Genomic DNA, 12,995 nt, shown 5'->3' with positions numbered 1-12,995 from the left:
CGCGCCGCGGAGCGACGGCGGCGGTTCGCGGTACGTGGTGCGTGGGAGCGCCGCGGCGGGGCGCGCGGCGCATGCGGGATGCGCGCGACGTGCTGAACGTGTGTGATTACGCGGCGCGGCGCATCGTCAGCCGATGCCACAGCATTCCGGCGCGGCTGCCGCTTCGGCAATACGCGAGCACGGGTTTCGGCAGCGCGTCGACGAGTGCCGCGAACGCTTCGACGTCCGCGTCGCCGATTTCGTCGCGGCGTACCGGCAGATAGCGTGCATCGAGGCCCAGCGCGCGTGCCGCTGCCGCGATTTCGGCGAACGCGGGTTGATCGGCTTCTTCGCCGTCCGGGCGGTTGCAGATGACGGCGCGATAGCCCGCGTCGCGGATCGCGGGCAGGTCGGCCGGCGCGATCTGGCGCGCCGCGGTGAAGCCGCTCGATGCGGCGGCGCGGCACTGTTCGATCGCGCGCCGGAAGCACGCGATCGCGGCGTCGATGTCCTGCTCGGTCGTGAAGCGGCCCAGGCTGACGCGCACGGTGCGGCTCGCGGCGCTCGCATCGAGGCCGATCGCGGTCAGCACATGCGAAGGTGCGCCGCTCGTCGAATTGCATGCGGACGTCGACGACACCGCCAGCGTGTCGCCCAGCATGAACGGCAAGAAGCCCGGGGCGTCGACCGTCAGGCTCAGCGTGTGCGGAATGCGCGCGGCGGCGGCCGCATTGTGCGTGACGTCGCCGAGTGCGAGCACCGCATCCTTCAGGCGCGCGGCGAGCGCTGCAATGCGCTCGGCTTCGCTGTCGAGCTTTGCTGCCGCGAGTTCGCAGGCGACGCCCATGCCGACGATCTGATGCGTCGCGAGCGTGCCCGAGCGCAGCCCGCGCTCGTGGCCGCCGCCATGTATCTGCGGCGCGATCCGCTCGGCGATGTCGCGGCGCACGTACAGCGCGCCGATGCCTTTGGGACCGTAAACCTTGTGTGCGGACATCGACATCATGTCGATGCCGAGCGCGTGCACGTCGATCGGCGTCTTGCCGAGCGCTTGCGCGGCATCGACGTGCAGCAGCGCGCCAGCCGCGTGGACGATGCGCGCGATCGCGCCGACGTCGGTCAGCGTGCCGAGCTCGTTGTTCACGAGCATCAGCGAGACGAGGCCGGTATCGGGGCCGATCGCCGCGGCTACGGCGTCGGCCGTGATTTCGCCGTCCGGCGTGGGCGACAGATAGGTGACCGTCATCCCGCGTTTCGACAGGTTCGCCATCGTGTCGAGGATCGCCTTGTGCTCGATGCGGCTCGTGACCAGGTGGCGGCGGCCGCTCGCGGTGTCCGCGTAACCCTTCAGCGCGAGGTTGTTCGATTCGGTGGCGCCCGACGTCCAGACGATTTCGTCTGCGTCTGCGCCGATCAGCGCGGCGACCTGTTCGCGTGCGTGCTCGACTTTCTGTCTTGCGAGGCGGCCTGCGATGTGCGAACTGGAGGCCGGATTGCCAAAGATGCCGTCGAAGCCGAGGCAGGCGGTCATCGCTTCAATGACGCGGGAATCCGCGGGCGTGGTGGCGGCGTAGTCGAGGTAATGGAACAAGGTGCTGTCGCTCATGGTTTTCTGTTGCGCGTCGGAACGGCGAAATGATACGGCGCGCGCAGTGGAAAATGGCTCCAAAATGAGCCGTGCAATGGCGCGGATGTGGAAAGTGAATCTTTAAAGATGGGAATTTGGGGAATTTGGTTCTCTTGGCGGTCCTGCCATGCCTGTCTGCCGCGCGTTACGGCCGCGCGACCACGGCGCCGCAGGTATTGCCGGTCTCGGGAACGCGCTTCGACTTGCGCTGCTGACGCTGCGTCGGTCGCTGCTCGGCCCAAGTCAGCAGCGCGTCGAGGGCAGGGCAGAGTGACTTGCCCCTCGAGCACTGAGGCAGTGCGGCTATTGCTGCGTGGAATGCCGAAGTCATTGGCAAGTACGAATGCACGACCGAGCCGGTCTCGTGGCAGACCATCTGCGCGCAGAGGACGGTGATCGCAAACGTCAGCGGCAACTTCCCGGGTAGTCCTATCCGCCTTCGCTTTCGCTTTACCGTCGCGGGCGATCTCGTCATCCGACTGCGAATTTGGCCATGAGCTTCGATCTTGAACTCACGCGCCTGGCGGGCATCGCCATCGTGGTGAACGTGCTGGCGCGTCGAGCGCGCCCGCCGGTGGCTTTGCCGCGCCGAGTGACGACGAGTGGCAGAAGGAGCTCGGCCTGAACCTGATGCCGGCCGTCAGGCTTGATCGCGCGCTTCTGCTCGTCGATGCTCGCACAAGGGTCGGGCGTCAGCGTGCATGTCACATCGATTCGGCATGTGCTGCCGCTTCCCGGGCCTTTGCTGATGTACATTAATTCTGGTTACGCGCCACCGCTAGTTTCCGTTACGCCAGGAACTTTCTCGGCAAATCAATGACTTGGGTGACCGCCCCGATATCGTCGAATCCGACGGATGTTTGTGTGTCCATCATCAACATCCAAACACTCGCTTTCCAACAGTTTCGGTTACGTACGTTGCCAGTGGGACCCGCACTGGCGCTTCTCTTACTGATGTGCAGGTGGAACGCTGTGCGCGTCTGATTTCTGAGTTATTGCTTCGGTGTCCGCTTTTGCGTTATCGCAGAGTGACGACTGGGAAGTCCGCTATCACTAATCCTGAAGCAATCTTCGTGCGACGCGGCGGACACTCCCGCAAACGCTCGCTTGGCGAGCGCTCAACACGAACCCAGTCGGCTGAGGACAGCAGAAGGCGGACTCCTCGCGGCAGCGTTACGCGGACGCGCGAGCCTCGAGCAACCGTGCCCTCCAGGTCGACGAGCTGCGCGCCAGGGGCACGTGCAGGCAAACATGGACCTGGCGCAGCTGCTCGAGACCGAGCGCAACCCCGAGTGCATCGACGTCTTCGCCGAAGCCCACAACCTCGGCCAACCGGGTAGCCCGCTTGAGCTGTCGAAGACGTTTCTCAAGGCCGACGACGTGGGCCAACGGCGTCTGTTGCTTCCCTGCCGTCAAACTACTTCAGGTCGCCGCCGTGACGAAATCGACGAGCAGTCGGAAAGAATCGGAAGTCGTCGTATTTCTGACCGTAGATGTAGGGAACGTGTGCCGCGCGGTCGGAGAGAACGTCGAACCACGGAACTGTCCACGAAGACTCGCCCTGTGAATAGTAGGCCTTGCCGACCTTGACCACGGGAATCGTATGAAGGGGGGCCATTTCATTCCCATTGAATTTCAGGCTGACGTTACCTTCGCGACGCACCCGATACGATTCCCGGTTCTTCATGCAGGTGAGCACTACGTCGTCCTGCAAACCAAAGCCGCTCCCGTGCAGCGTGGCCTTCAGTTCAAAGTCGAGACCTTCCATCTCAACGGGCCCAAGGTCCGGTCCAAATTCGCCGTCGACTTCGATGAGACGCACCCCATCGCGTTCGCCGTAGCCATGCATCTGATGACCGTCGACGTAGAGTTGCGCGAAACCGGTCTTCTTCGGCTCTCCCCACATCTCGCGTCCAATGGAAACAGGCATGTCGCCGCTGACCAGGATGTAAAGCATCGTCGTGCCTTCATATTGCTTATCCCACATCTACAAGCGGCTGGTGGCGGTGCCTTCGTTGCGGTAAGCTCTGACGCAGGCGTGCGCGGTGCATCCGGCTACGGAAGTTAGATTCTGAACTGCGAGGTACTGGACAGTGCTTTCGATAGAACGACCAGAACTTTATCGAGAGGTCCTCGGCTATCCCGGGGGTATCCATTGTGTACGTGCGCCGGAAGAGGGCACGCTGCGGCTCGTCTTGAAGATGCCGGTGTCTTATCTCCTCCCGGCGAAGATGAATCGAGGATTCAAGATTTACGTCGTCCCTGTTGAACTGAACGGGCAGTCAACGGTAGGGTTGATGAGCGCATTTTTTGACGACGAGGATTGTCCGCTGACGTTATGGCGTCTTCTGGTGGATGACGGGCCATCCCTCGACATTCTGCATCTATTGAGCAGGCGTGAGAGTCTGGTCCACATATTTGATGAACAGAATCGTGAGCTGTTAGGTTATAGAGCCGAGGTCGATGTTCCTCTGATGGCGCAGATGCGCTTAGAGCACGCGAGGTTTCCTTCGCTAAGCGACTCAAGCTTCGGTCATGCACATGAGCAGGCGAACATATGGTTTGGCCTCAGAACAGCGGCCGACGACGCTGACGCGATTTCCGTGCGATTCGAGGAACCTTTGTTTCCGGAAGACTTGACGATAACCGACACACGCCCACAGATGTACCAGTTTCACGGCGGCCAAGGGTACGCAATCACGTCGCTGGAGCGTGAGGAGCCAGGAGCATTTCAGGAGCTTGACATCATTTTGATGCTCCAGCGGGTCTTCAAGCCTGAGCAGATTTACCACGCGCCGAGGCGTCACTACGACAACGAAGAAATTGCGGACGTCATCGTCATAACCGACGACCTGTGTCTGATTGTGCAGGCGAAGGACTCACCGAATACAGAGAAAACGCTACAGCGCACCTTGAAAAGGAAGAAGCTGATGTCGGTGCATCAGGTAAACGATGCCCTGAAGCAGGTAGTAGGCGCAGTGGGTTACGCGAATGCCACACGACCGTTCCGCATGATTGTTGGTGAACGCGAGGTCTGTGTAGACATCAGCAAGCACTATCTTCTGTCGTTGGTTATTGTTCGAGAACTATTCATCGACACCTATGCCGAGTACAGCAAGTCTTTGTTCAGCGCGTTCGACCAGACGAAGCTGCCATGTATAGCGCTCGACTATGCCGAGTTGCATAAATATACGATTTTTTGCCCAAATCAAGGCAGTTTCCTTGGAGCCTATTTTCAGGTCTTCGACGCCGCGCGCGCACTCGGCGAGTTTCCGCGACTGCGCTTCGGCGCTCGTGACGTTCGTGCGTTATGGGAGCAGGGGGAAGGGGATTGAAGCGCATTCGGCATGGCGAAACCGTAGCTGTTGCGTAAAATCATGCTCCGACCGCAAGCTATGCAATACGACATGTCGCATAAATTTGCCAACGAAACATTCAGAAACGCCGAACCGTCCTGGGCGAATGCTTGCGTAGGGGACAACGGCTCGCCTGACATCGTGGATTATGCTGAAGGCTTTGCAAACGCTGCGCAGGTGCTGCTCGAGCAGGTGCTGCGTCACCGAGGCCTGAAGTATCCGACAGACACCTTTGTTTACCCTATCTGCTTTAACATGCGCCACGCGATAGAACTGTACATAAAGGCGGCTATCGAATCGTTGCGCCCACTGGTTCATCATGATTATCGCCTGCCGGACATCGACGTCCAGACATCGCACGATATCGGCAAATTGTGGCGTCATTTCAAAGAGCACGCAATCGCACTCGACTCGCGCTATAAGACGGTCATAGAGCCGCTGGACACGGCCATATCGGATTTTGCAAAGATAGATGCCACTGGGCAGGTTTTTCGCTATCCGTTTGGGCGGGAGAATCAAAAACACCTCACGGAGCTTGCGATAATCAACCTTGGAGTTCTCTGGGAGAAATTTCCCGTGCTGATTGATGGCTTGAAAACGTTGAATTACCAAGGAAATGTCCTTGGTGATGAGTATCGGCACGGGACTTACACTGCGCGCCTCTCGCGATTCGACCTTGTATGCATCGCCTATCAACTACCTCCGAGAGCTGCGTGGGGTACAGAGGAGCTCGATGTAGCAAAGGCCGAGATTCGAAAACGCTTCAATATCAGTTCCAACGAGTTGTCTCGAGCGGTGAAAGTCATCGAGGGAAACATCGAGATGGCTGCGATTATTGAGGCCCCTCTGCCGCTCGCTCATGTGAAGACAACGCAGCTCACTCTCTATTTCGATTCGTGGTGCAAATTTATTGATCTTGACGATTTGAAGAAACGTTACGTTCGGGCGTCCGACGGGAATGACGCCTTACTCGATGCAGAAGTCGGCAACGACGATTCAGGTATCCTGGCGGAAATACGTGCGCGCGCCGCATTGCGGGCCGAAATTTGGCCGAGACTCATGACTGATATGTCCCCAGAGGCGCTCGGTGAAATCAGGGCTTTGTACTACTTCTCGAGGAACAACTTGAGGCATACCGAGGAATTTGAACGAGAGCGTGAGCTATCTATTCGCGACCTCGTGGCAGACCGTGATGCCGGCGAAGCGAGATGGCGTCAATCTGCCTTCTACCTCATGGATAAGCCACTGGCGTTGGAGCACGTACTGAACTCATTGCTATTTTTCGGACATATCGACGTGGCGAATGAGATGCTGCAACGTTATAAGCTGTCATCCTACGCGAGCGAATTGCTCAAGCATACTCTTCGACGGTTCAGCTACCGTCATCGTCAGGCCTCGGAGGCAATGAACCGTGACTTAAGACATCCGGCAAACGAATTGTTCGCGCACTGAGGACAGTGAGGACAGCTAGGCCGAGTAAAGTGTCTCGTCTCTCCTGAACCCGGCCGGCCTGTAACAACAGGCTCCGTATCAAGCGAGTCACAGATGCGCTGGCGCGGGAAAGGCGGCCGGAGCGCGAAAGCGTAAGCGATGAAGCGGGGACCGAGATGCTCACGAAACCCATAATACAAGCCATTATGATGTCCTGGTCTGCAAGGCGCTGTGGGTAGTCGACGTGCATAGCCGGGCGTTCGCCTGGAAACGGAGGAGCGCAGACGAACAAGCCTCGGCATCACCATTTCGTCCCGCGTTTTTACCTCGAAGGTTTTTGTGTCGAAGACGCCCCAGGGCTTGCTGTTTATGACCGCGTTCGGAATGCATATCGCACTCAGCGACCTGCAGAAGTCGCTCATCGGCGCGATTATTACGCTTACGAAGATGAACAGGGCAACCGATTCTTTGACATTGAAGTGGCGCTCAGCGAGGTCGAGACGGCAGCCAGCCGCTCGATTCAGCGTGTCGACAACGGCGGCGACTTGAGTGACGAAGACCGGATGGTGCTGGCAACGTATGTGGCGTTTCAGCACACGCGAACACCCGCGCATGCAGCTTGGCTGGAGGCTTTTCGGGCGCATGGAGCCGGACGTGAGGAGGTGGAGGCACTACCAGAACCACCGGACGCAGCAGTTGGCCGGGTCGAGGCCATTGGCGTGATGCTGCGACATGCGCCGAGATTTGCTCACGTTTTCCTGCAGCTGAACTGGACTATCTAGCGTCGCGAATCGGAGCGCACCTCCTTTGTTACTAGCGATAGTCCGGTTTGCAGGGTTTGGCGGGACCAGCCGCAAGAGGACGTATATGCCGGCGCAGGCTTCCTCTCCCCGGAGGTGATAACCATCCTTCCATTGTCGCAAGCGTCAGCGCTGGCAATGTCTGGCATCGGTGATCAAATGACGCAGAGGCCGTTTACCCGTGACCAGGTGCGACGCGTAAACCTTGCGGTGGTCAACCAAGCACAGCACTACGTTTTCGGTAGAGACTCGATGCTTGTCGAGAACCTCGTCCGCCGGACGCGAATCAACAGGCGTCAATGGCAGCCCCCGTTGCGCGTCGGCTAGCGTTCTCGATTGTTGCATCCTATGCTTATCGCGCGGCGAACGAGCGCGGTTGATTGGGACGCTCTGGGTTACCGTAAATTGCAAAAAACAACCGAAATTGCCCGGGGGCAACTGTGGACGCAAAGACAACTTTTTTTTCGGCAGACGCAGCTTTACCGGAGTCTATCGAGAAGCACGTCGGTGGTTTCGTTGAACTCGGCCGAAGATTTCAGCGTTATCGCGATGAAGAGTCGATTGCTGACATCGCGAATCAAAGCTATGTTTCGGCATACGTTAGCCATTATTCAACACTGGACTGGCAGGAACTTTTGTGCCACCGCTTAATCGTTATACTTGGTGAACCGGGCAGCGGGAAGTCGGAGGAGTTGCGCGCTCAACAACGCCGTCGTCCCGATGGTTTTTTCTTGCGTCTCGAACAATTAGTGACCGAAGACATCAACGCTATCCTGTCTGACGAGGAGTTAGCCAGACTCGAGCGATGGAAGAAGTCGACCGGTACGGCGCTCTTCCTGCTTGACTCAGTCGATGAGTCAAAGTTAAAGCGCGACGATGATTTCATCGCCGCGCTTGACCGGCTTGGAAAAGCGCTCGGTCCTGCTCGATTTCGGGCGCAGCTGGTAGTGAGCTCGAGAATTAGTGAATGGCGCCCGCAGACGGACCGCAACGCCATAAGAGAGCGGTTCGTAGCTCCGCCCGAAAAGCCGGAAGCGACGCCGGAGGAGGTTCTCGTTACCACAATCCTTCCGCTCACACCGGACCAGGTTCGCATTTACGCCCAGAGCAAAGGCATTCTGAATGCACAGGAATTTCTGGAAGCGTTGAGTAAGCACAATGCTTGGCCTTTTGCTGGTCGTCCGCTCGATGTCGCAAGCCTGTACAGCTATTGGAAGGAAAATCGGCAACTGAGCGGTCTGACGGCATTGACGGAATACATGGTTCGGAAGCTACTTGCCGAAGTATCCAACAAAGAGCGGAGTGACCCTCTGACGCCCGAGCGTGCGAGGGCAGGCGCCGAATATCTCGCGGCGGCAGCAGTACTTTGCAAGAACCTAAAGTTCGCTGTCCCTGACGACGCTCATATTTCCGGTCAAAGGCACATCGCGGCCGACCTTGTTCTTCCGAGCGATTGGACATCACAGGAAAGGCGAGCGTTGCTCGACCGAGCGTTATTCGATTCGGAAAGCCGCGGTGCACTTTCTTTCCACCATCGGTCACACGTAGAGTACCTCGCGGCGTCCTGGTTTGAGCGCCTGATGGAACATAACTGTCCGTTTGAATCTCTGCGGGAACTACTGTTCGCTCAGTCTAACGGTACAACGACGCTGCGCGCTTCGATGAAGCCCGTTGCTGCTTGGCTGGTGAAGCCTGATGCCTCTGCATGGCGTGGTCGGCTTGAAAACCTATTGTTAGAGACGGCGCCGGAAATTCATCTTCAATGGGGGGACCCGGCGGCGCTGCCGATTCACTATCGCAAACGAGTTCTTGCGGCCATTGTAAAAAAGTACCGTAGCCGCGAGTACGTTCCAATCGAAGTAGACCTCGAATCTCTTGCTCGAATTGCAGACTCCGGGCTTGCAGCAGATATTTCCACCCACCTTCTTGACAACGAAGTCTCAGATGGTTTGAAGGCCCGATTGTTGATGATAGTCATGGAGGGCAAGCTCACGGAATGCGTCGAAAGCGTCGTCGCGCTATTCGAAGGCGCTACAACTTCGGAGGATATACGCCGCTATGCGGTTCTAACGGTTCGCGATGCGGGGACGGAAGCCCATAAACTTAGGCTCGCAGACGGTTATCGGCTCGTCGAGAACATTGACAATAAGACTCTTGGTTATCTCTTTGAGACGCTTTTCCCGACTTGCATATCCGTCGATGGCGCTCTCGAGCTTCTTCAAAGGGCTACGTCCGTAAGCCGCCATGAAATAGAGTTCCGGAATTCGATTAAGTCTAAGCTGGCGGAGTCTCTCGACAACAGCAACGCGATGCCATTTCTGGAAGGCGTCGTCGCTATGTTGGCGCGGGAGCCACTTAGTACGTCGCGCCGCATATCCGAACATTACTACTGGGTCTCAGAGCTTATCGCGCCAGCACTGGCCGCTGCTTTAGAAAAATTTTCATACTCCGATACAGAAATCGATGCGATATTCAAGGCCATCTTGCAAGTCGAACATAGGACTATGTTTGAGGGCGCAGGCGATTCCGACGAGAAGCTGGAGCTGGAGAAAATTCGGGGTGCACTGGAAAGCAATCTTGGGATGCGTCGAGCTATTTTTTGGCGACGTGTTGCTCACTTTCGCGCAACTGAAAAAAAGGAGCCACCAGCGCATAGGCTCGACCCTTATCACAGCGTGCTCCCATGGAGTCGCGCGGATTTGGAGTGGATGATTTCTGATAGTCTCAATTGCACAGACGCAGGTGACAGGCGGGTCGCTATCGAGGCGGCGCTCTTACTGTCATGGAGGACGCATAAGTCCCTATCAGCTGTTGTATGGCAGCTACGTCGGACATTGACTCACGAGGACCTTCGTCCATTTGTCCTCTCGCATCTTAAGAACCGAGTGATAGCGCCATTTCATAGGCGATATGATAAGTATGTGCGTCAACGCTTCCTCGATGCACACTGGTGGACAATGAGGAAAATGACGTGGGAGCGTCGACGAAACGAAATTCGATGGAAGCTGTGGTTGTGGACTCATCTTTCAGGAATTCGTTCGGGCCAGTACCCACGTGCTATTCGCTACCTGGTTGAAGTAATGCACGATAGCAGTGCGACGAAATATGGCGTGGTGGCTTGGGAGAAAGTTCGCGCCAAGTGGGGGCGCGCGCCGGCTGCGGCTGCTGAAGCGGGGTGCCTCAATTTCTGGCTGACCTATTCTCCAGAGCTACCACACGAACGGAAAGAAAAAAATTCTGTCGATGTTCGGTCGACCTTTGGTCTGATTGCGCTTCAATCGGAATGGGAGGCCGGCCGTCTAACGTTTGCCGACTTTAGAGAAGCCGATGTGACGCGTGCGGTGAGGTTTGCTTGTTGTGAACTCAACGGCCTGCCGGCATGGTTCGAAGCTCTCGCGCAAGCGTTTCCAGACGAGGTGGCGGACGCTCTGTCTCCTGCTATAGATGCCGAATTCAAATATGCTGCTGACCTGCCGCACGTCTATGAGGTGACCTCCAAGCTGGCCGCAGCGAAGTCGCCAACTAGAGCGTCTGCTATTGCCGTCTGGCGCACCTTGTCGAGTGTTGACCCACTGCACAATGACGTTCTCAAGCAGGCTACAACGGCGCTGCTGCGAACGAGTGATGCATACTATGACGACCTTGCGAGCCTCGCGCAAACCCGAGTGAAGCAATATGTACCCTCCCACAGCCGCTGGCGGACATGGATGAGTGTGTGGCTCAAATTGGACGCCTTGCCGGCGATTGCGCATCTCGAATCCGTTGTGGCGGGCTGCCCCGCTCAGGGGGAAGCCGACGACCTGGTCATTTCGCTCTGTGCGAGTCTAGGTGGCCGCTTCGGCGGAGAGGTACCGGTGGGGCGCGCTTCGTATCTGTCGCCAGCGTCCTTGGCCCGCCTGCTTCCTTTGGTCTGCCGGCATGTTCGTCGAGAAGATGATATTGACCGGACAAACCAGGGAGCGTATTCGCCTGTCGCTCGCGACGACGCACAGGACTTCCGAGCGAGGCTGTGGGAAGTGCTGCGCACATCGGATTCGCCGGAATGCGACTCAGTATTGCGAAGTTTCCTTGAGAACAGAACTCTGCCAGACGACATTGAATGGATTTGGAGCATACAGGACGAGAGAAATGGTAAGCAAGCTGACCCCACGGCCTGGTTCCCAGAAGACGTACGGTCATTCGGCACCCACTATCGGCACAAGCCTCGCTCGAACTACCAGCTATACGAGCTGGCGACTCGTCTCCTCGTCGAGATTAAGGCCAATGTAGAGATTTCTGAGAATGCGACTGACCGACTGCAGGTACGTGCCGACGACAAAGAAGCGCACTTTCAGGGATTCCTCAAACGGCAACTCGACGACCGGTCCCTGAGCTGGTTTGCGGTTACCCAAGAATCCACGGTAGACCTGAACCAGCGACCAGACCTTCGCATCGAGGTTCCTGGGCTTAATGCTGTTCCAGTTGAAGTGAAGTTAGCGAACCTTGGTTGGACGGTCGAGCAGCTGCTGGAACGTTTGGAGATACAGCTCGTTGGCCAGTATTTGCGGGCCGAAGGTGTCAACTATGGCATCTATGCTGTTGGCAACACTGAACCGACGCGAAAATGGAGACGTCCAAGTGATAACGCGCTTATCCGTTTCCCAGAACTTATCTCGCTTCTTCAGGCAAGGGCGAGCGAGTTGCTTTCACTGTTCCCGGACAACGTCCATGGATTGACAGTCGTCGGCATCGACTTTTCTGACCCTCGACACCGACAAGGATGAGTCAGGTGGTCATGACGGAATGGTATCGCAGCGGAATCCTTCTGATAAATCGCCCGCCTTGACGACGCAATACCGCTACGGTCCCGATACGTCTTCAGCGTTCGGGAATCGCCCAGACACCCGGCAATGCAGCGGCCGAAACGTCGAGGTCGATGTCCAGCGGATAGTGCCTGAGCAGGCGTATCGCCATCGTTTGAACGCCTCGGACGGTTACCTCCTCGGCAGAAGCGAGCATCAGCAAGAATTCTCGCGTGCCGACAACGGCTTTCGTGCGCTCACGTGGGGTCGTCATCGTCAGCACCGTCAAGCAGACGTTTGGTGACGTCGGTGTATGACGTGACCTCGTTCAGTTCGCACCATCTCTTCCAGACGTACTCAGCATTCAAAGACGAACCGTTCTTGCCGACCAACTGATAGATGCGTCCGCTCCGGGTTGTACCCTGCAAAGTTACCGGGTCGAACCGCACTATCGCGGAACTGACACGCCCCGACGAATCCAACATGTCCACGCCGACAAAATGCCGGCTCCCCTCCACCGTCTCGAATATGGCCCATCGAGACAGCGGAATCCTCGGTAGTTCGGTGGAGGAGCGTAGTTTCCAGACGGGCATTGCGGCCTCCTGCTTTCGACACCCATTCCACGAAGACGCGCGAATTCTGATTGAACCGTTCGTGCTGTCGACGGATGCGCTTTCGGCAAACGGACCCTACAGCGCCAGAGTCCGGTGGCATCCTGCTGGGCTATCGGAGGGGCATGCATCTTCACGTGTCGACGGTAACGACTCCGCAATCAGGTGATACCCAACACCGTTACGGTTTTCGACGACAGGCACATGGGCAGCAGAAAATAGCTCTTGACCTCTGGAAAGCCGACCGCGAGACAATGGACTACCTCGGCGAGTGGCATACCCATCCGGAAGCTGTCCCTACACCGTCGTCAATCGATACCGGGGAATTGCGAAAGATTTGCGCAAAAAAAGCGACTTCATGATGTTTCTGATTCTAGGTACTCGCAACGTGCTGTGGGTCGGAGCGGGCC

At 57.4% G+C, this 12,995-nt stretch carries 9 protein-coding genes and 2 pseudogenes; 7 read left to right on the top strand and 4 right to left on the bottom strand.

From position 1 onward, the window contains the following. Positions 1-106: 106 nt before the first annotated feature. Positions 107-1,585, bottom strand: a complete 1,479-nt coding sequence (locus BCR55_RS20505; protein WP_065495710.1) for an aminotransferase class V-fold PLP-dependent enzyme — start codon at positions 1,583-1,585, stop codon at positions 107-109. 547 nt (positions 1,586-2,132) lie between these two features. Between BCR55_RS20505 and BCR55_RS33550 the strand changes: the two are divergent. Then, a pseudogene (locus tag BCR55_RS33550) lies at positions 2,133-2,360 on the top strand (short-chain dehydrogenase); the annotation flags it as partial. Positions 2,361-3,023: 663 nt separating this feature from the next. Here BCR55_RS33550 and BCR55_RS20485 read toward each other — a convergent pair. Beyond that, on the bottom strand, positions 3,024-3,563 hold the full coding sequence (locus BCR55_RS20485) for an acetoacetate decarboxylase family protein (RefSeq protein WP_217491748.1): 540 nt from the start codon (positions 3,561-3,563) through the stop codon (positions 3,024-3,026). 250 nt (positions 3,564-3,813) lie between these two features. Here BCR55_RS20485 and BCR55_RS20480 point away from each other — a divergent pair, with 250 nt between their 5' ends. The 5 genes and pseudogenes from BCR55_RS20480 (at position 3,814) to BCR55_RS32625 (ending at position 11,956) form a co-directional block, all read left to right on the top strand. Beyond that, positions 3,814-4,941, top strand: coding sequence for a hypothetical protein (locus BCR55_RS20480; RefSeq protein WP_139094065.1), 1,128 nt, complete (start codon positions 3,814-3,816; stop codon positions 4,939-4,941). A 60-nt stretch (positions 4,942-5,001) separates the two neighbouring features. Beyond that, positions 5,002-6,414, top strand: a complete 1,413-nt coding sequence (locus BCR55_RS20475) for a hypothetical protein (protein ID WP_065495698.1) — start codon at positions 5,002-5,004, stop codon at positions 6,412-6,414. Positions 6,415-6,641: 227 nt separating this feature from the next. Next, positions 6,642-7,175 (top strand): DUF4238 domain-containing protein, encoded by a 534-nt coding sequence (locus tag BCR55_RS33960; protein ID WP_083211855.1) that lies wholly within the window; start codon positions 6,642-6,644, stop codon positions 7,173-7,175. A 24-nt stretch (positions 7,176-7,199) separates the two neighbouring features. Then, positions 7,200-7,520: pseudogene (locus BCR55_RS33955) on the top strand (hypothetical protein); the annotation flags it as partial. A gap of 113 nt (positions 7,521-7,633) precedes the next feature. After that, a complete protein-coding gene (locus tag BCR55_RS32625; RefSeq protein WP_139094064.1) occupies positions 7,634-11,956 on the top strand; it encodes an NACHT domain-containing NTPase in 4,323 nt (1,440 codons plus the stop codon). A gap of 94 nt (positions 11,957-12,050) precedes the next feature. On the opposite strand, the gene BCR55_RS20460 is transcribed toward BCR55_RS32625, so the two are convergent. Together BCR55_RS20460 and BCR55_RS20455 are read right to left on the bottom strand one after the other, a co-directional pair. After that, positions 12,051-12,248: a BPSL0761 family protein gene (locus BCR55_RS20460; protein WP_065495692.1), complete on the bottom strand. Its 198-nt coding sequence runs from the start codon at positions 12,246-12,248 to the stop codon at positions 12,051-12,053. Beyond that, positions 12,232-12,567: a hypothetical protein gene (locus BCR55_RS20455; RefSeq protein ID WP_065495688.1), complete on the bottom strand. Its 336-nt coding sequence runs from the start codon at positions 12,565-12,567 to the stop codon at positions 12,232-12,234. Before BCR55_RS20455 ends, BCR55_RS20460 begins: the two co-directional genes overlap by 17 nt. A 74-nt stretch (positions 12,568-12,641) precedes the next feature. On the opposite strand from BCR55_RS20455, the gene BCR55_RS33950 reads away from it, so the two are divergent. Further along, the gene (locus BCR55_RS33950; protein WP_083211854.1) at positions 12,642-12,947 is read left to right on the top strand and encodes a Mov34/MPN/PAD-1 family protein; all 306 of its coding nucleotides are present in this window, start codon (positions 12,642-12,644) and stop codon (positions 12,945-12,947) included. Positions 12,948-12,995: the final 48 nt, after the last annotated feature.

It is taken from the genome of Burkholderia sp. CCA53 (assembly GCF_001685525.1).
Classification (GTDB): Bacteria; Pseudomonadota; Gammaproteobacteria; order Burkholderiales; family Burkholderiaceae; genus Burkholderia; species Burkholderia multivorans.
This window is presented reverse-complemented; position numbering and strand designations above follow the sequence as displayed.

Excerpts from the sequence above, each read along its gene's own strand:
- BCR55_RS20505 (WP_065495710.1), bottom strand. The coding sequence starts at position 1,585 with ATGAGCGACAGCACCTTGTTCCATTACCTCGACTACGCCGCCACCACG.
- BCR55_RS20485 (WP_217491748.1), bottom strand. The coding sequence starts at position 3,563 with ATGCTTTACATCCTGGTCAGCGGCGACATGCCTGTTTCCATTGGACGC.
- BCR55_RS20475 (WP_065495698.1), top strand. The coding sequence starts at position 5,002 with ATGCAATACGACATGTCGCATAAATTTGCCAACGAAACATTCAGAAAC.
- BCR55_RS20460 (WP_065495692.1), bottom strand. The coding sequence starts at position 12,248 with ATGACGACCCCACGTGAGCGCACGAAAGCCGTTGTCGGCACGCGAGAA.
- BCR55_RS20455 (WP_065495688.1), bottom strand. The coding sequence starts at position 12,567 with ATGCCCGTCTGGAAACTACGCTCCTCCACCGAACTACCGAGGATTCCG.
- BCR55_RS33950 (WP_083211854.1), top strand. The coding sequence starts at position 12,642 with ATGCGCTTTCGGCAAACGGACCCTACAGCGCCAGAGTCCGGTGGCATC.